The 16,950-nt window shown below is 43.5% G+C and carries 20 protein-coding genes; 5 read left to right on the top strand and 15 right to left on the bottom strand.

The features are described 5' to 3' along the window. Positions 1 to 57: 57 nt before the first annotated feature. Complete coding sequence (locus NBH03_RS14110; protein WP_015514881.1) at positions 58 to 276, bottom strand: FeoA family protein; 219 nt, start codon at positions 274 to 276, stop codon at positions 58 to 60. Between the two features lie 57 nt (positions 277 to 333). Continuing rightward, entirely contained in the window at positions 334 to 552 is a 219-nt protein-coding gene (locus NBH03_RS14105) for a FeoA family protein (RefSeq protein ID WP_227081356.1), read from the bottom strand. A 369-nt stretch (positions 553 to 921) separates the two neighbouring features. Here NBH03_RS14105 and NBH03_RS14100 point away from each other — a divergent pair, with 369 nt between their 5' ends. Then, on the top strand, positions 922 to 1,617 hold the full coding sequence (locus NBH03_RS14100) for a hypothetical protein (protein ID WP_015514879.1): 696 nt from the start codon (positions 922 to 924) through the stop codon (positions 1,615 to 1,617). Between the two features lie 90 nt (positions 1,618 to 1,707). On the opposite strand, the gene NBH03_RS14095 is transcribed toward NBH03_RS14100, so the two are convergent. The 5 genes from NBH03_RS14095 to NBH03_RS14075 all read right to left on the bottom strand — a co-directional run bounded on the left by NBH03_RS14095 (position 1,708) and on the right by NBH03_RS14075 (position 4,942). Further along, entirely contained in the window at positions 1,708 to 2,712 is a 1,005-nt protein-coding gene (locus NBH03_RS14095) for a DnaJ C-terminal domain-containing protein (RefSeq protein WP_250799954.1), read from the bottom strand. A 262-nt stretch (positions 2,713 to 2,974) separates the two neighbouring features. Continuing rightward, the gene (locus tag NBH03_RS14090) at positions 2,975 to 3,535 is read right to left on the bottom strand and encodes a class I SAM-dependent methyltransferase (protein WP_284703472.1); all 561 of its coding nucleotides are present in this window, start codon (positions 3,533 to 3,535) and stop codon (positions 2,975 to 2,977) included. 322 nt (positions 3,536 to 3,857) lie between these two features. Continuing rightward, complete coding sequence (locus NBH03_RS14085) at positions 3,858 to 4,268, bottom strand: peptide deformylase (RefSeq protein WP_250799953.1); 411 nt, start codon at positions 4,266 to 4,268, stop codon at positions 3,858 to 3,860. Continuing rightward, the gene (locus tag NBH03_RS14080; protein WP_215690415.1) at positions 4,261 to 4,614 is read right to left on the bottom strand and encodes an arsenate reductase family protein; all 354 of its coding nucleotides are present in this window, start codon (positions 4,612 to 4,614) and stop codon (positions 4,261 to 4,263) included. Before NBH03_RS14080 ends, NBH03_RS14085 begins: the two co-directional genes overlap by 8 nt. 127 nt (positions 4,615 to 4,741) lie before the next feature. Next, on the bottom strand, positions 4,742 to 4,942 hold the full coding sequence (locus tag NBH03_RS14075; protein WP_250799952.1) for a ferredoxin thioredoxin reductase catalytic beta chain: 201 nt from the start codon (positions 4,940 to 4,942) through the stop codon (positions 4,742 to 4,744). A gap of 256 nt (positions 4,943 to 5,198) precedes the next feature. On the opposite strand from NBH03_RS14075, the gene NBH03_RS14070 reads away from it, so the two are divergent. Both NBH03_RS14070 and NBH03_RS14065 read left to right on the top strand, forming a co-directional pair. Continuing rightward, positions 5,199 to 5,726, top strand: coding sequence for a hypothetical protein (locus NBH03_RS14070; RefSeq protein ID WP_250799951.1), 528 nt, complete (start codon positions 5,199 to 5,201; stop codon positions 5,724 to 5,726). A 131-nt stretch (positions 5,727 to 5,857) separates the two neighbouring features. After that, complete coding sequence (locus tag NBH03_RS14065; RefSeq protein WP_015514873.1) at positions 5,858 to 5,998, top strand: hypothetical protein; 141 nt, start codon at positions 5,858 to 5,860, stop codon at positions 5,996 to 5,998. Positions 5,999 to 6,074: 76 nt separating this feature from the next. On the opposite strand, the gene NBH03_RS14060 is transcribed toward NBH03_RS14065, so the two are convergent. The 7 genes from NBH03_RS14060 to NBH03_RS14030 form a co-directional block, all read right to left on the bottom strand. Further along, complete coding sequence (locus NBH03_RS14060; RefSeq protein WP_250799950.1) at positions 6,075 to 8,123, bottom strand: oleate hydratase; 2,049 nt, start codon at positions 8,121 to 8,123, stop codon at positions 6,075 to 6,077. A 169-nt stretch (positions 8,124 to 8,292) separates the two neighbouring features. After that, positions 8,293 to 8,862: a TetR/AcrR family transcriptional regulator gene (locus NBH03_RS14055; protein ID WP_015514871.1), complete on the bottom strand. Its 570-nt coding sequence runs from the start codon at positions 8,860 to 8,862 to the stop codon at positions 8,293 to 8,295. Positions 8,863 to 8,909: 47 nt separating this feature from the next. Continuing rightward, a complete protein-coding gene (locus tag NBH03_RS14050) occupies positions 8,910 to 9,452 on the bottom strand; it encodes a Uma2 family endonuclease (RefSeq protein WP_250799949.1) in 543 nt (180 codons plus the stop codon). 316 nt (positions 9,453 to 9,768) lie between these two features. After that, positions 9,769 to 10,776 (bottom strand): aspartate--ammonia ligase, encoded by a 1,008-nt coding sequence (asnA, locus tag NBH03_RS14045; RefSeq protein WP_250799948.1) that lies wholly within the window; start codon positions 10,774 to 10,776, stop codon positions 9,769 to 9,771. A gap of 98 nt (positions 10,777 to 10,874) precedes the next feature. Then, positions 10,875 to 12,530: a SulP family inorganic anion transporter gene (locus NBH03_RS14040; protein ID WP_250799947.1), complete on the bottom strand. Its 1,656-nt coding sequence runs from the start codon at positions 12,528 to 12,530 to the stop codon at positions 10,875 to 10,877. Positions 12,531 to 12,685: 155 nt separating this feature from the next. Next, positions 12,686 to 13,669 carry an NAD(P)/FAD-dependent oxidoreductase gene (locus tag NBH03_RS14035; protein ID WP_250799946.1) on the bottom strand — a complete coding sequence of 328 codons (984 nt, stop codon included), beginning with the start codon at positions 13,667 to 13,669 and terminating at the stop codon, positions 12,686 to 12,688. Positions 13,670 to 13,763: 94 nt separating this feature from the next. Next, positions 13,764 to 14,075, bottom strand: a complete 312-nt coding sequence (locus tag NBH03_RS14030; RefSeq protein WP_227081371.1) for a thioredoxin family protein — start codon at positions 14,073 to 14,075, stop codon at positions 13,764 to 13,766. Between the two features lie 227 nt (positions 14,076 to 14,302). On the opposite strand from NBH03_RS14030, the gene NBH03_RS14025 reads away from it, so the two are divergent. Beyond that, positions 14,303 to 14,977, top strand: a complete 675-nt coding sequence (locus tag NBH03_RS14025) for a Crp/Fnr family transcriptional regulator (RefSeq protein ID WP_250799945.1) — start codon at positions 14,303 to 14,305, stop codon at positions 14,975 to 14,977. Here NBH03_RS14025 and rbsK read toward each other — a convergent pair. After that, on the bottom strand, positions 14,974 to 15,894 hold the full coding sequence (gene rbsK / locus NBH03_RS14020) for a ribokinase (protein WP_117540617.1): 921 nt from the start codon (positions 15,892 to 15,894) through the stop codon (positions 14,974 to 14,976). The two genes, NBH03_RS14025 and rbsK, sit on opposite strands and share 4 nt — an antisense overlap. Before the next feature lie 273 nt (positions 15,895 to 16,167). Between rbsK and NBH03_RS14015 the strand changes: the two genes are divergently transcribed. Beyond that, entirely contained in the window at positions 16,168 to 16,827 is a 660-nt protein-coding gene (locus tag NBH03_RS14015) for a DUF6198 family protein (protein WP_227081373.1), read from the top strand. Positions 16,828 to 16,950 lie beyond the last annotated feature (123 nt).

The following is a 16,950-nucleotide window of genomic DNA, read 5'->3' as shown; positions in this document are numbered from 1 at the left end:
AAACAAACGATAAGGTTTGATTAAGCTAACCTTATGTCCTAAAAAAAGGTTCAATATTTACTGAACCTCAATCAGCTCTGCGTCAGCTTTACGCAAAGATAATTCATATCCTCTGACTGTTACTTCTATCGGATCACCAAGCGGTGCCACTTTACGAACATAGACGGATGTGCCTTTTGTCAGACCCATATCCATGATACGTCTCTTAATAGCGCCTACACCTGTAATCTTTGAAACTGTGACAGTCTGGCCGACTCCTACATTTCTAAGTGTCATGGCTTTGTCTCCTCTCTTATCTGAATGCGCATGCATTCTATCTATACAGACATCCGATTAACGATTCACCGTAATCTTGGATGCCATGCCACGATTCAAGGCTACTCTTGAACCTTTGACAGCAATAATCATGCCGGCATCTGTATTGCCGACAACTTCAACATCTGTTCCGGCAGCAAATCCCAGATTATGCAGATGATGGATAACATCTTCCTTGCCGCGGATATCTGTGATCGTACCTGACTCTCCTACACCTAATAAAGCTAAAGGCATCATGTTTCCTCCTTTAATTCAGGTCCATGTATGCAGAACCTGGTGTATTTATTGATAACGGCTATCATTTACAGTGTTATTATACGCATTCGCAAGGTTAGTGTCAACTATCTTTTTTAGTTTTATTGAAAAATATTCTCATTTTCATCTGTTTCAATGCAATTTTGTAAGTTCTTACTGAAAAATCCTTTCAATATTAGCCACTCATTGAATAAATTTACCTATATCACACTTAAACCTTACTGAGATTACAGATAAGCCTTTGATAGACTGGCCCAATATATGCTATACTCTATTTATATCTATTGTGAACCGCTAAAATCCCAATCCAAACACGCCAGGGTTCTCAATCTCTATAAAAGGAGTACTGCCATGCCAAGCATTATCTTTCATTTAACTGAAGCCAAGCTCATCACTCAACACCTGCGCGAGGCATCTGCTGATTACCCGTTTACCCATATACACGGATGGCAGAACGATTTCACCATCGGAAGTATCCTGCCCGATGCCATTCCACGTCCATTAAAATATAAGACCCATTTCTGGCATCCGTCTGATTTCTCCCATGTGGTGATCGCACCAGATCTTAATTTATGGCAGAAAACATATCCGAATACCCTGAAAGAACCGATGCTGATCGGCTATCTTGCCCATCTTCATCTGGATTATCTGTATTTCACCGAGTATCTGCCATCTATTGTCCGCTTTTTAAATGAACAGGGACTGGATGAAACAGAATCTTTAAAGGCAGTCTCTGTCCAAATCCGTCAAACAGGGGAACAGATGCCTGTGATGACCTTTTTCTCCAAAGATTATTTTTACGGTGACTATATCCGGATGAGTCCGCATCTTATTGAGAAATATCATCTTTCCATGCCTGCTTCACCAATCCATCCATGGCCGGTGAATGAGACAGATTTTGCCGCCTATCGCCAGTTCTGCAAACTGGCTGCTGCCGATCTGTCACTGGACATAAAAAAAGAGCCGGTCAGGATATTCGACCCGACCGACTTCGAAAACTTTGTAAATAAAGCTGCTGAAACATTTATTCAACAGTTTATCCGATAGTTTTTATAATCGTTTACTCTGTTTGCACTACGATTTACCGTTTCACTCTGCAGCACACCGTATTATTTGCTGTCTATCACTTCAAGCATTTTATGCCGCAACAATTTTCTCAAACTCACGGAGTTTCTGCTTTGCTTCCGGGCTCAGATTACGCGGAACCTGAATCTGAACAGCTGCATACATATCACCATGAACAGACGGATCCTTCATGGAAACAATGCCTTTGCCACGGAGTCTAATCTTGCTGCCTGACTGAATACCGGCAGGAATCTTGCATTTCACACTGCCCTTCAGAGTATTCACAATGGCCTCACCGCCAAAAACAGCAGTTGTAAACGGAACGGAAATTGTTGTATAAACATCCATGCCTTTCCGCTCATATCCCGGCTTCTCATCTACGTGGATCTTCAAAAGCAGATCGCCTGCTTCGCCGCCATTCATACCCGGACCACCTTTGCCGCGAAGACGGATACTCTTGCCATCCTCAATGCCTGCCGGTACACGCACCTTCAGGCTCTGAGCCGGAGCACCCTGCCCACTGCTTAAATTAATCACTTTCTCACAGCCAAAGGCTGCATCTTCAAAGCTGACCCTGATCTCTGCATGAAGATCCTGCCCCTTGCTCTTGAAACTGCCGCCGCCAAAACCGCTGCCATAGCTCTGCTTGAATCCCTGGCCGCCGAAACCGCTGCTACTTCTGCCATGGAACATATCCCCGAAAATATCTCCGAAGATATCATCCATATTACCGTTCTGTCCACCCTTAAAATGGAACTCCTGATAACCGCCATTGCCACCAAAACCGCCCTGGAAACCGCCAAAGCCGCTGCCTGCACCTGCACCGCCGTATGCGCCGCCTGCTGCACCTTCTTCAAAGGCTGCAAAACCATACTGGTCATACAGCTTTCTCTTCTTCTCATCACCGAGAACATTATAAGCTTCTGTGACTTCCTTAAACTTCTGCTCTGCCTGCTTATCCCCCGGATTCGTATCCGGATGATATTTCTTCGCCAGTTTTCTATATGCACGCTTAATCGCCTTGTCGTCTGCTTTTTTATCTATACCAAGAACTTCATAATAATCTCTCTTAGCCATCACTGTCCACCTCCGTCTTTATAAGACCTTTCTGAACTTCTTCTATTCTGAACGCATCATGTTAATAGAGGACACGACCATAGCCGTATCCTCTTCAACGCTTTTTGTTCTATTTGTACTATAACACCCATTTCCTATAATGTCAATAGACTTCACAAAAAATCTTCTGTATAAGTCTATCTTACAACTAAGTATACTTTCATTATACAAAGTATGGCTTCACTTAGTTGTCCCGATGCTATTAATTTTATTCAGAAGCTCCTTAATATGCGAACACCATAATCCGCTCCCTTGGATTCTCCCCATCAAACAAGTCCCGGCAGTCTATCTCATCCACAAAGAAAAGCATATCCACCGTCATCAGTTCACTGATATACTCATCTGACGGATAATAGAAGAACAACTGTATCTCACGGGGATTTTCATAGTAGGAATCTTCAATTTTTGCCAGAACTTTTCGAAGAATCTCTACTGAAAAAGGATTGAAGAAAAATACTCTGTCCACCTCTGCAGGTACAACGTAGTTCTCAGCATTCCCCATGACGAATTCCGTCCGGCTGCCCGATACGGCATGGCGTTTGTTTTCGAAGACTGTTTCATATATTCTGCTATCATATTCCACACCGACGGAACGACATCTTGTCTGGTAGGACAGAAAAAAGTCCACACGTCCTTTTCCGCACCCATAATCCAACAGGCAATTACTTTTCCGTATATAGCCACTGCCTGCCAATCGCTCCAGCACCGAATACGGCGTCGGCTCATAAGGGTATCGGTACTGATCCGAACGTGAATCATCGCGTCCCGAAGTTTTTATTTTCAACAATTTATCCCATTGTGTCTCATTCGTATCTATATTATCTCACCTGTGCTTTCATAATAAATGATTCGATCACCGAAACTACTTTTCCCATATCTCTATTGATCCTCCATCTCGTAATTGCAATTTTTGCTCACTCCGGGACTCGCCCCAAAAAAGCTTCTGGTTGCAGCTGGAAATGGAGCTGTACATGGTATCACACACTGGAAGACCCGGATAAACTCAGAGATTGTAATCGCTATAAAGAACGCGATTAAGACAATCTCTCACAAAAGGCTGCCACCGGGCAGCCTTTTCTTCTGTAAGCAAATATCTTTAGTACTATTTAAATAATAATTCCTTTTAAATGATCCATCTCATGCTGACAGATTTGTGCCGTCCAACCACTGAGTTTCTGGCGGCGCACTGTCCAGCTCATATCTCTGTACTCCACTTCGATTTCTCTGTATCTTGTCGTCTTCCTCACACCTGTCAAGGACAAACAGCCCTCTTCCGTCTCATAAGGACCACTTTTCTTCAATAATACCGGATTAAACATCACCAAATCAACAATTCCCATATTCACAATAATGACATTCTTTTTTATCCCTATCATGTTTGCTGCCATGCCAACACATTCCGCACGATGGGCTTTTAATGTGTCCTGCAAATCACGGCCGATCTGGATATCAGCCACTGTCGCCGGTTCTGATTTCTGGCCCAGAAAAAATATATCCTTTGTAATTTCTCTAACCATTGATTTTGTCTTCCCACTCTTTCTCTTTGAATCCCGTCAGCACGAAATCGTCCCCAATGACCAGCGGCCGCTTCACCAGCATACCATCTGTTGCCAGAAGCTTCAGCTGTTCATCCTCAGACATTTCTTTCAGCTTGTCCTTCAAATTCATTTGTTTGTACAATATCCCACTGGTATTAAAGAATTTTTTCAGCGGCAGGCCACTCATTTCATACCAGGCTTTCAATTCCTCGTAAGACGGATGCTCCTCTTTAATCGGCCTTTCATCAAAAACAACCTGATTGACCTCAAGCCATTTCAAAGCTTTCAGACATGTACTGCATTTTCTATAAACTAAAACTTTCAAAGTTTTACCTCCTTTTGGGGTTAAATTATAAGGCGGTGTCTGTCATGGATTTTCTTACATCCTTAACTGTTGCCGTTCTGGCAAGTGTTATTTGCCATCTCATCTGCAAATGGCTCAACGGTGACAATTATTTCTCTTTATAATAAAGATGACAATGACAATAGCCCTCAAAATCCGGATCCTGGATCTGTGCTTTGAATTCATCACAAATACACTTATACTCCGGTTTGATCTCCAGTCTGCACGGACAGTAACCTTCTTTCCGTTTCAAACCTTCCTTGACTCTCGCAACGATTTCACGATCTTCGTTCAAACGCACTTTACCCATCTGTAACGCTCCTTTTCTTAATAGTATCCTCCCACTTTGTATTTCATGATCGCTATTATTTTAGCATACTAAACATGTCTATTCAATTATGTCCCCATTAAGATTTGCTGATAAAAAGTACCTCCCGAAAAGGCGTCTCCTTCTCCAAATGCTGACTGCGATTTTTTCACCATCCGGGAACGGCTCCCCTAAAGGCCTCTGATATACTGATTACATCAAAAGAAAACAGGCACTTAAAGAAAAGGAGATTATATTTATGTGGATCATTATTGCAGCGATTATTATTTTTATTATTTTTGCAGACAGCGACACCAAGCCTTCAGCTAACAAAAAAGGAAACACCAACACAGATTCTCGTTTACACTGCACCGTCAACCGAACAGGATCTTACAGCTCAATCTTAAATCAGATGGAACAGATTGTATTCCTTATTGCCAAACGCTGTCCCTGGATGAAACTTCAGGTATTAGTTATGGTAAGAAAAATCAACGCTTCCACCTGCTCTGTCTCTTTCCAGATTGAGGATGTATATTTAAAGAAAAATAACATCACATTCGGCAGCGAATTTCAGGACAGAGGGGATGGTTCCTATGAATGTATGCATTTTGAAACAAAGCAGGCAACAGGCTTTACAACACCGGAAGCTGTCAAGCGAGAAATGCTTTGCCAGTTTAACTGGTCACAGATTTCAACCAATATCACAGAGCTGAAGGTACTTAATTATGGGGCTTTCACCCATACACCAATGGTTACATTACGCTTTGAAGCCCAGTACAGAGATTAAATCTAACCTTGATTTTTTCTCTCTCTGGGAACACCTCCCGAAAGGGCTTCTGATATACTTAAATCATCAAAACAAAGCAATCCCAAAACAATTGCAAAAAACATGATTTTAATTAAATGGAGGAATTAATTATGGAAAACTACGGAAGATGTAAAGATTGTGAATACGGTGAACCTACTGACTGCAGCTGGAAATGGAGCTGCACATGGTATCATACACTGGAAGACCCGGATGAATTAAAAGATTGCAATCACTATAGAGAACGAGATTAAACAATCTCCTACAAAAAGGACTGTCGCTTAACGATTTTCAATCATTAAGCGACAGCCTTTTTTATTACATCATTCGCTATTTGCGGATAATATCATGGTCTTCCAGTACTTTTTCAACCACCGTTCCATGAACCATCTTCAAAAGCGGCTTCTTCAACAGATTCAGCGGTCCTGGAAGCTCAATATCCAATGGCGATTTGCCATCCATGAGTTTCACGGTGCTGTCTAACAGTTCCCGGATATCATAAACACTGCCCCAGACCTCCGGTACACCTCTGTCTACACCCAGCAGTCCATACACGGCTTCCATCGCTGTACGTACGGAATATTCTGTGGTGAAAACCGTATCTCTCGGTGTTTCTGCAAACTGTCCAAGGAATGCAAAGTTCACGCAGCCATCCGGGATAACATCCGGTCTGTCACCTTTTGCTCTCGGCATAAAGAATGCAGTGATATAAGGCATCATGGTCGGCACACAAACGGCACTGTTTTCTGCCAGATCCATAATCTGATCTTCCGGCACACCCAGATGATACAGCCATTCTGCGGTGATTTCCTTACCTGTACAATCCTTCATCGGTTTCTTAACAAAATCACCCGGTACATCTGTAAACAGACCATACACCCATACGCAGACTTTATCTTTGTCCTGCTCTTTAAACTGTCCCTGTCTGTTAATGGTCCAGCTCAGAAGCCAACTGGAATCCTGACAGCTGACGATGCCTCCTGTAACGACATTGCCTGTTCTCGGATCACGTTTGCAGATGTTGGTAATATAAGGAATAATCTTATCATCCAGTGTTGTGACAGTTACGGACTCCCAGTTTGTCTTGGCCACATCTGAGCAGAATTTCTCCGGATGTCCGAAGGACGGGTCCTGTCTGGCAATATTTTTCCAGAGGCTCCAGACACCGCTTGTTCTGACTTCCGCATCACCATTCGGCGCATGATTCTGATCGCCGTAAATCGTTCCCTCTGTACAGCTGCCGTTTGTAACAAATACAAGGTCGTTTTCTGTCAGCATAATGCCGTTTTCCTTGCCATTGACTTTGCACTCGATCAGAGACGCAATCTTCTTTCCATTCTCAAACTTGAAGACAACATTCGTCACTTCTGTATTAAACTGGAAATCAACCCCGGCATCTTCAAGATATTTCTGCATTGGCAGGATCAGAGATTCATACTGATTGTATCTTGTGAATTTCAAAGCACTGAAATCCGGCAGACCGGCAATATGATGAATAAATCTCTGGAAATACAGCTTCATTTCCAGTGCGCTATGCCAGTTTTCGAAAGCAAACATGGTGCGCCAGTACATCCAGAATGTTGAATTGAAGACTTCATCATCGAAAACATCCTCAATGGTTTTATCGTAAAGGTCTTCATCCTTCGTCATGAACAACTTCATGATTTCCATGCAGCCCTTCTGGCTGAGATTAAATTTTCCATCTGTATGGGCATCTTTGCCCCGATTCACCGTTGCTCTGCAAAGCGAATAGTTCGGATCATGCTTATTCAGCCAATAAAATTCATCCAGAACCGAAGCACCTGGAATTTCAAGGGATGGAATACTATGGAAAAGATCCCATAAACATTCGAAATGATTCTCCATTTCACGACCACCACGCATGATATAGCCACGACTCGGGTCGAAGATACCGTCACAGGCCCCGCCTGCAATGTCCATAGCTTCAAGAATATGAATATGCTCTCCCGGCATCTGTCCGTCACGAACAAGGAAACATGCCGCTGCCAGAGAAGCAAGACCACTGCCTACGATATAGGCATGCTTTTCCTCCACACCCTCCGGCTTTTCCGGTCTGGCAAAAGCTTCATAATTACCATTGGTATAATAAATGCCCTTGCTGTTTTTCTCATATTTGCCGCGCTCTGTATTGCGGTAACTATTGTTGACTGCTGAATTCTTGTCGTCTTTCTTATTAAATGTCCAACCTGAATTTATTTTATGCTGTGTCAATGACCAACCAGAATTTGCCTTATCCCGGATGTCGTTCTGTGATGTGCCGTTCTGATTCTTCTTATCCTGAGACTTCTTCGCCACATAAACCGCTGTGCCCGCTGCCGCAGCCGCTGCCATACCTAATGTTAATTTCTTTTTAGCCATATAGATAACCACCTTTCTTCAAATAGCTGCACATTGACACTCTGTTGCGTTTGGTATCGTGTACAACCGATATTGGATGTCTTTCATCTGTTATTAAGTGATGCCTATATAGTATGACCGATTTTGTCTCTTTTCAATTTACAAAAAAAGAGAAATGATAAAAAACTTATCATTCCTCCGCTTTTGTAAAGTTCCTGATGGAATTCGCGATGCCGCCGTGCAGCGTGATCGCGATCATTCTGGCAATTTCCTCGTAATCTTCTTTCATGCCCTGCTTAATCCAGTCCAGCATAATACCCACAAAACTGTATTTATAAAAATCTGCAATAAAACGCTTATCTTTATCAGGTATCGTCGTATTCGCAGCCTGCTCCTGCTCTTTAACAACCCCCATGATCAAATCCGACGTCAACTGAAACAGAAAATTCTCAATCTGCTCCCTGCTGATACAGCGGTAGGCATTCATAATAAACGGCTTGTTCTCATAAACAACTTCAAAAATCTGCAGCAATCCTTCTGTCCATGTACTGTAAGTCTTCTTGCCCGCCAATGCCCGTGTAGCATCTTCCAGGCAGGACCATTCCACCAAATCATAAATATCCTTAAAATGATAGTAAAACGCCATTCGGCTGATGCCGCAGTCCTTCGTCAGATCGCTGATTGTAATTTTGTCCAGAGGCTTCTGTAAAAGTAAGTGCTTTAATGATGCCTCCAGAGCTTGTTTTGTCTGATTTACCATACTTGTTTCAATTCCTTTAGCTTTCTCAATACGCAAAATGCGCCTGTTTAAAAATCCATACTCCCAAAATCAATGACGCAATCCTCATAAATCCCCGCTTTAACAGAATCCTGCAATGTATACTGCGCCATATCGCCGTTGACGAAATCGTACACCACAACCTGATTCTTTGCCGCATCAATAATCCAATATTCTCGAACACCGGCTGTTCTGTATTTAAACAATTTCGTATAATAATCCATTCTTCTGCTGGCCGGAGAAACAACCTCAATAATCCAATCCGGAGCCCCTGTACACCCCTTGTCATCTAACTTATCAGGATTACAGATAACGGATATATCCGGCTCAACATATGTATTCGTTGCTTCATCCAGATATACCGCAAAAGGAGCCGCATAAACCTTACAGTTTCCGCCATGAGAACGGATATAACTTTTAATATCCGCATATAGTTCACCTGAAATATCCTGATGTTTTCTGCTGGGCGGAGCCATATAATAAATCTGACCGTCAATTAATTCTGCTCTTTCGCCTTCAGGCAAGGCATAAATATCTTCAATCGTATAATTTTCTTCTTTTAATAACGGCACATAATCCCTCCTCTTTTCTCAACTATATCATATTTATCCAAACAATCACTTACTGTCATTATACAATAGATTAAATCATCCATCAATTTATATATATCGCCATTTTTTGCCCCAAAACCTCTTCTTTTTACTTTACAGCGTATCGAAATTTTGATTTTCATTTTAAATAAAAGAGATTGGCTCTCAGCCTTCCCAGTCCAAACCATAAAAAATAACGTTCTGGCACGACTTTCTGCGCCTAAGCGCAGCGGAGTGCAGAACGTTATTTTTTATGGTTTGGAACTTCAAAGTTCCTGAAGCCAATCTCGTCTATTAATTAAAGAATTTCGATACCGGCAGATTCACACTGCTGCAGTGTCTCTTTGTCCCAGACAGATGCCTGAACTTCACCCACATGGGCTTTCTGAAGCAACAGCATACAGATTCTGGACTGGCCGATACCGCCGCCGATTGTCAGCGGCAGTCTGTTGGACAACAGCAGCTGATGGAACGGTAGCTTACGTCTCTCATCACAGCCGGCCTTAGTCAGCTGTTCATCAAGGGACTTCGCATCAACACGGATACCCATGGAAGATACTTCCAGTGCACACTGTAATGGTTCATGCCAGAACAACAGGTCACCATTTAACTGCCAGTCATCATAGTCCGGTGCACGTCCGTCATGGCGTTCGCCGGATTTCAGAAGATCACCGATCTGCATAATAAAGATCGTCTTCTTCTCTCTGGCATAGGCATTCTCTCTTTCCTTCGGTGTCAGATCCGGATACATATCTTCCAGTTCCTGAGATGTGATAAAGGAAACTTCTCTGCAAAGCTCTGTATGCAGATGTTCATACTGATATTTCACTTCATCCAGGGTATTGCAGATGGATTCCACAATACGTTTCACAGTGGTCATCAGATAATCGAAGTTTCTATCCTCTTCTGTGATAACTTTTTCCCAGTCCCACTGATCCACATAAGCGGAATGCAGATTGTCCAGTTCTTCGTCACGACGAATAGCATTCATATCACACAGCAGACCTTTGCCTACAGGAAAATCATAATTATAAAGTGCCATACGCTTCCATTTTGCAAGAGAATGTACAACCTGGGCTTCCATATGTGCATCCGGAATATCAAAAGATACCGGTCGCTCCACGCCGTTCAGATCATCGTTCAAACCGGAAGCCGGATCAACAAATAACGGTGCTGTCACACGTTTCAGCTTTAACGCCATACATAATTTCTTCTGCATCAGGATTTTAATCATACCGATTGCTTCCTGAGTCTCATAACTACTCAGGCAAGAACGGTAATTTTCAGGTATTATTAATTTTCCCATTTCTGCCCCATCCTTTTCTTAATAAATTTCCGGTCATTATTCAGCCGCAAGTTTTCCAGCTGCACCCAATAATGACAAGCATAGACAAATATCGGCTTTTACTGTCGGGATTCTCCCAGCTCAGCGCCTCTTTCCAGTGCGTCATCAATATGCTCACAGAAGTTTTCAGCACCGACCTTATCATAAAGTCCCGACTTCTTCATCGCTGACATCGGCTGTTCATTCACATGAGAAAAGATCAGCGTCACATTCTTCTTCTGACATTTCTCCCAAAGCAGTTCCAGTGCATGCATCGCTGTTGCATCAATAGCATTCACGCTTCGCATACGCAAAATCAGACAATTATTGAAATCTTTCGCATGAATCTCAGCAATCTTATCGGCAGCACCGAAGAATAACGGACCACTTAACTCATAAACACGAATATTTTTGGCTACATCCCTCAAGTTAATACTGTCAGGATCATCGTCATCACTTTCAACATACTTCCAGCCTTCAACAGCCGTCTCCTCACTCATGCGCTTCATAAACAGCATTGCAGCAAGTACCACATTAACCTCAATGGCAACAACAAGATCAAATACAACTGTCAGACCAAAAGTCAATACAAGCACTATTATATCACTCTTTGGCGCTGTTTTCAGCAAATATACAAATTTACGCCAACCGCTCATATTATAGGCTACCATAAACAAAATCGCTGCAATCGTCGGCATCGGAATCAGTGCCGCATAAGGCATCAGCACAACAAGAATCAACAGAAGTACAACTGCATGAACCATACCTGCAATCGGTGTACGTCCGCCATTCTTGATATTGGCTGCTGTACGGGCAATGGCACCTGTGGCAGGGATACCGCCAAATAACGCAGAAACGATATTGCCCGCGCCCTGGGCTACCAGTTCTGTATTGGAACGATGCTTTGAATTAATCATACCATCTGCAACGACACATGACAATAAGGATTCGATCGCAGCCAGGATGGCAATGGTAAATGCATCCGGAAGCAGTTTCTGTACCATATCAAAATTAAACACCGGAACTGTCAATGCAGGCAGCGCATTGGAAATTGTATATAAATCACCGATTGTATTCACCGGCATATGTAAACCTTTCACCATGGCAATACCGGCGATAACTGCCAGAAGTGACGGCGGAATCGTCTCATTGATCATCGGCCAGACAATCAGAATCGCCAGACATACCGCACCAACGATGACTGCCTGCACATTAATGGTGCTGATAAAACGAATATCCCCCACTAATTTGTCCATTGTCTCAATCAGCGGTTCTTCCGAAACAACTGTCAGACCAAGAAAATCTTTAATCTGCCCAATAAAAATCGTAACGGCAATACCGGCTGTAAAACCTGTCGTGATCGTATATGGAATATATTTGATCAGGCTTCCCATTCGACAGACACCCATAATGATCAGGATAATACCGGCCATCACCGTTGCCAGTGCCAGTCCTTCTATACCATTCTCCGCGGCTATGCCGGCAACAATTGTCGCAAATGCGGCTGTCGGTCCTGCAATCTGCACACGGCTTCCGCCAAGAAATGAAATAACAAATCCGGCTGTAATTGCCGTATAAATACCGCGCTCAGGCGTCACCCCTGAAGCCAGGGCCAGGGCAATCGACAACGGCAGTGCAATGATTGCCACAATAATGCCAGCCACAATATCTTTAACCAGCTGTTCTTTTGTGTAGCCCTTCATCACGGACCACAACATTGGTTTTAATTTTTCCATTAAATTCTTTCCTCTCTCTATCTACATCCGTTTTTACACGCAAAGCATGTTTATTATACGCTTAGAATCTGGAAAAATCTACACAAAATCATAAAAAAAACTGCTACACCTTTTATCCAGTATAGCAGTTTAAAGTCTTTATTTCTCTGGGGTTCCTATTTATTCGCCAGATATTCCTCCACAGCATACGCCGCATTGGCGCCATCCGCAGTGGCTGTCACAATCTGACGCAACGCCTTCGTCCGGATATCGCCCACTGCAAACACTCCCGGAAGATTGGTTTTTGTGGACTCGTCTGCAATGATATAACCCTTCTCATCCAAGGCAATCTGTGTCTCAATCATGCGTGTTGCCGGTACACGACCTACACTGACAAATACACCATCGCAAGCGATTTCTTGCTCTTCGCCATTTTTCACATTTTTTAGTTTTATGCCTGTTATCCGTGTATTATTTCTCTCTCCCTCGAAACGCCGTCCCTGCCGACCATCATGACCCTCATCCGCCACTATACTTTCAAGAACACTCTCAACCGTCTGATTCCACTGAAATTCAACATTTTCCGCCTGCATCAAGGGCTGATGATAAATTTTGGTTGCCCGCAGCTCATCTCTCCGATGAACAAGAATAACTTTTTTACAGATTCTGGACAAAAGCAGTGCATCCGCAGCCGCGCTGTTGCCGCCGCCCACAACAACCACTGTTTTATCTTTATAAAACATGCCGTCACAGGCAGCACAATAATGCAGGCCATGACCGACCAATCGCGCTTCGTCCGGAATACCCAGTTTTCTCGGATGAGCCCCCATAGCCAGAATCACTGTTTTTGCCTCAAAAATTCCTTCATTGGTATGCACCGTCTTTACAGGCCCCTGCAAATGAACGCCATCCACTTCAACGATTTCTGTTTTTGCCCCAAAGCGCTCTGCCCCCTGCTGCATTTTTTCTCCCAGCGTGAAACCATCAATGCCCGCCTCAAAACCGGGATAATTATCAATCTGTGTTGTCAGGGCCATCTGTCCGCCCGCTGATAGCTTCTCAAGTACCAGTGTATCCAGACCAGCTCTGGCGGCATACAGTGCTGCCGTATAACCGCCCGGACCGCCGCCGATAATAATCACATCATATAAATGTCTCATTCCGTTCCTCCATTCTATACCGCACTATCCGATGATTTCTAAATACATTTTCCGAATTTCTGTCATATCATAATATTTTGCTCATATTCCGACCTCAGCTGTTCTTTCGTATAAAGTCCTCGACTGCCGCCTTCGAACCCGGCCCCACAATAGAATCTACAGCTTGTCCGTTTTTGTAAAGCACCAGTGTCGGCACAACTTCAATCCGTTCCTGTCTTGCCAATTCCTGCTCATTATCAATATTCACTGAGCCAACTGTCAGGATATCTTTATATTCCTCTGCAATCTTCTCCATAGCCGGTGCCAGCCTTCTGCAGTACACGCACCATGGTGCACTAAATTCCACTAAAACTGTTTTGCCTTCCGCAACATATTCATCCAAAGTTCTTTTATTAAATTCTCTCATCCTCTATCAAATCTCCTTTTCTTATCGTTCATGTCTTATCTGTTTCTTATGTCTGTAGTATAACCTTTTATCGGAAATCCTTCCGTGACTTTGTCACCAAAGTTCATTGACTTCCATCATAAATTTCTTTATACTGAAAACAACTTTTGCTATGTATTCAGGAAAGTCATCTATCTCTTGATGAAGCTGACAATTTGTCAGCTCCTCAAAAACTAGGAGGATATATTTTGATTTCAAAAGAAAAAGATTTTCAGGAGTTTTTTCCCGTTTGGAATAAATTAACTGCCGGACAGCAGGAACAGCTTGAATACGCTGTCCGTTATGAACATGCAAAAAAAGGAACCATCATTCACAATGGTTCCCTTGACTGTGTTGGCGTTCTGCTCATTCATTCCGGCCAGCTGCGCGCCTATATGATATCTGAGGAAGGCAGGGAAATCACACTTTTCCGCCTGTTTGAAAGAGATCTGTGTCTGTTCTCCGCCTCCTGCATGATGCCGAATATCCAGTTCGACACCATCATCGAAGCCGAAAAAGATACGGATTTCTGGCTGATCCCGCCTAATGTCTATAAATCCGTCATGGAAGCGTCCGCTGCTCTGGCCAATTATACAAATGAAATTCTCAGCAGCCGTTTTTCTGATGTCATGTGGCTGATGGAACAGATCATATGGAAAAGCTTTGATAAGCGGCTGGCTGAATTCCTAATTCAAGAAAGCGACATTGAAAAAACCAACCACCTGAAAATCACTCATGAAAAAATTGCCAATCACATGGGAACGGCCAGAGAAGTGGTCACCCGTATGCTTCGCTACTTTCAAAATGAAGGTTGGATCCGACTAGCCCGTGGCACCATCGAACTCATCCATCCGGAAAAATTAACTGCACTTACTGAGAATTAATAGTTCCATATCAGGTCATCGATTTCATCCCTGTCAGGAATCGAAGCCTGTGCCCCATGGCGTGTAACAACAATCGATGCCACACCGTTGGCCATGCGAATGGCCTGTATCATTCCCATTTCCTGTGCCAGTCCATTGACCATTGCAGCAGTAAATGCAGCTCCGGCCGCCGTTGTATCCACAGGTACAACCGGCTTTGCCTCAAAGAAAAGCTTCTCATTGCCATCGGCCAGCATGGCACCTCTTGCTCCAAGGGTAACCACAACCTTAGAAACACCTTTTTCAAGCAGTGCATCTGCTGCCGCCTTGATCTCTTCATCTGTTTCTGTCGGCATACCTGTCAGTATACTCAATTCTTTCTCATTCGGTTTCATAATATCAATTAAAGGAAATAACTCATCCGGCAGATCCGCTCTGGCCGGTGATGGATCGAGAATCATGCATTTATCTGCCTTTTTGGCCATTCTGGCCAGTTCAAGCACCGTGTCGATTGGCGTCTCCAACTGTGTCATAATAAAATCGCTCCATTCCACAGACGCCTTTTGTTTGCGAAGCAGATCCGGTGTCAGGCATGCATTGGCTCCGGAAATAACAATAATACTGTTGTCGCCCTTCTTGTCCACATCTATGATCGCCATACCCGTCGGTGCCTCCGGCATACGATTAATTGCCGTTGTGTCCACACCTGCCTGGGCTAAATTCTCCGTCAAAATCATGCCATTATTATCCCATCCGACACAGCCAATGATTCGCACATCGCCGCCCAACTTGCCAACTGCATAAGCCTGATTGGCCCCTTTGCCACCCGGATGATAAGTAATGCCATCGCCGATGATCGTCTCTCCCGGCACCGGATGATGATCCACTGAAAGCACCATATCCATATTCAAGCTCCCCACAACAAGAATTTTCTTCATATCCCCTTTTCCTTTCCTTCCCACTGTCGCCTTTTCATCAGCATATCAGAACCAGTCTTTTTGCCATCTCAATTTACAAGCGGAACTTCGCTTAAGCGTTCATACTATTGTTGTACCACATTTTGAGAGTAACTACAACCTAACTTTTCTTACAGCATTCGTTAAAAACAATCGATTAAATTTCATCTTGATAACGCAGTAAAATAGGTTTATAATTGCTCTGGTGCTTATGGCACTTTCTATTTTAAAGTATTTCAGAAAAGAGTGATTTTTTTGACAACTAATGATCATAGACCCGTACTGCGAGGTGAACTGGTTCTTGTACTGGCCGTCATCATCAACAGTATCGGCGTTCTGCTGATGCTCCATTCCGGTTCCGGTATTTCGGCTATTTCAAGCGTTCCCTATGCTTTTAATCTAGTATTACCAACGCTTTCTCTTGGCACATGGACGTATATCTTTCAGGGTCTTCTTGTCTGTGTACTCATGATACTTCGCCGCAAATTCGTCCCTGCTTATTTGTTCAGCTTTGTTGTCGGGTTTTGCTTCGGTGAAATGATGGATATCAATGAACTCTGGGTTGACCATCTTCCATTGAGTATTCCCCTTCGAGTTGCTTACTTTATATTAAGTTATCTGATTTTGTGTTTCGGCATTGCCCTTTCCAACCGCTGCAAACTGCCAATCACACCAACCGATTTGTTCCCACGGGAAATGGAAGATATCACAGGCAAACCCTATTCTAAAATAAAAATCAGCTACGACGTGACCTGCCTGATCATCACAGCCTGCATGACATTCTTCTTCCTCGGCCATATATCCGGCCTCGGCATCGGCACTGTGCTGGCTGCTTTTACCATGGGTAAGGGTGTCGCTCTTGTTGGCAAAAAAATCGACAAAAAAGCCGCATTTGTGTCCTTTCTGGAGCATTAGGTGACATGCTCCCACCACTTAAATCACAGATTTTGAAGTGGGGGCTTCTTGCTCAATGGCTCTACTGAGCCAAGTATCTACAAGCTATCCTCGCGTGCCCCGCGATTCATTTTTCCCCAGTTA

It is taken from the genome of Coprococcus intestinalis (assembly GCF_023656595.1).
GTDB classification, from domain to species: domain Bacteria; phylum Bacillota; class Clostridia; order Lachnospirales; family Lachnospiraceae; genus Coprococcus_A; species Coprococcus_A intestinihominis.
This window is presented reverse-complemented; position numbering and strand designations above follow the sequence as displayed.

Coding starts and splice junctions, on each gene's coding strand:
- NBH03_RS14100 (WP_015514879.1), top strand. CDS start 922: ATGCCAAGCATTATCTTTCATTTAACTGAAGCCAAGCTCATCACTCAA.
- asnA (WP_250799948.1), bottom strand. CDS start 10,776: ATGGGAAAATTAATAATACCTGAAAATTACCGTTCTTGCCTGAGTAGT.
- NBH03_RS14060 (WP_250799950.1), bottom strand. CDS start 8,123: ATGGCTAAAAAGAAATTAACATTAGGTATGGCAGCGGCTGCGGCAGCG.
- NBH03_RS14035 (WP_250799946.1), bottom strand. CDS start 13,669: ATGAGACATTTATATGATGTGATTATTATCGGCGGCGGTCCGGGCGGT.
- NBH03_RS14030 (WP_227081371.1), bottom strand. CDS start 14,075: ATGAGAGAATTTAATAAAAGAACTTTGGATGAATATGTTGCGGAAGGC.
- NBH03_RS14085 (WP_250799953.1), bottom strand. CDS start 4,268: ATGGTTAGAGAAATTACAAAGGATATATTTTTTCTGGGCCAGAAATCA.
- rbsK (WP_117540617.1), bottom strand. CDS start 15,894: ATGAAGAAAATTCTTGTTGTGGGGAGCTTGAATATGGATATGGTGCTT.
- NBH03_RS14065 (WP_015514873.1), top strand. CDS start 5,858: ATGGAAAACTACGGAAGATGTAAAGATTGTGAATACGGTGAACCTACT.
- NBH03_RS14070 (WP_250799951.1), top strand. CDS start 5,199: ATGTGGATCATTATTGCAGCGATTATTATTTTTATTATTTTTGCAGAC.
- NBH03_RS14105 (WP_227081356.1), bottom strand. CDS start 552: ATGATGCCTTTAGCTTTATTAGGTGTAGGAGAGTCAGGTACGATCACA.
- NBH03_RS14055 (WP_015514871.1), bottom strand. CDS start 8,862: ATGGTAAATCAGACAAAACAAGCTCTGGAGGCATCATTAAAGCACTTA.
- NBH03_RS14075 (WP_250799952.1), bottom strand. CDS start 4,942: ATGGGTAAAGTGCGTTTGAACGAAGATCGTGAAATCGTTGCGAGAGTC.
- NBH03_RS14040 (WP_250799947.1), bottom strand. CDS start 12,530: ATGGAAAAATTAAAACCAATGTTGTGGTCCGTGATGAAGGGCTACACA.
- NBH03_RS14095 (WP_250799954.1), bottom strand. CDS start 2,712: ATGGCTAAGAGAGATTATTATGAAGTTCTTGGTATAGATAAAAAAGCA.
- NBH03_RS14110 (WP_015514881.1), bottom strand. CDS start 276: ATGACACTTAGAAATGTAGGAGTCGGCCAGACTGTCACAGTTTCAAAG.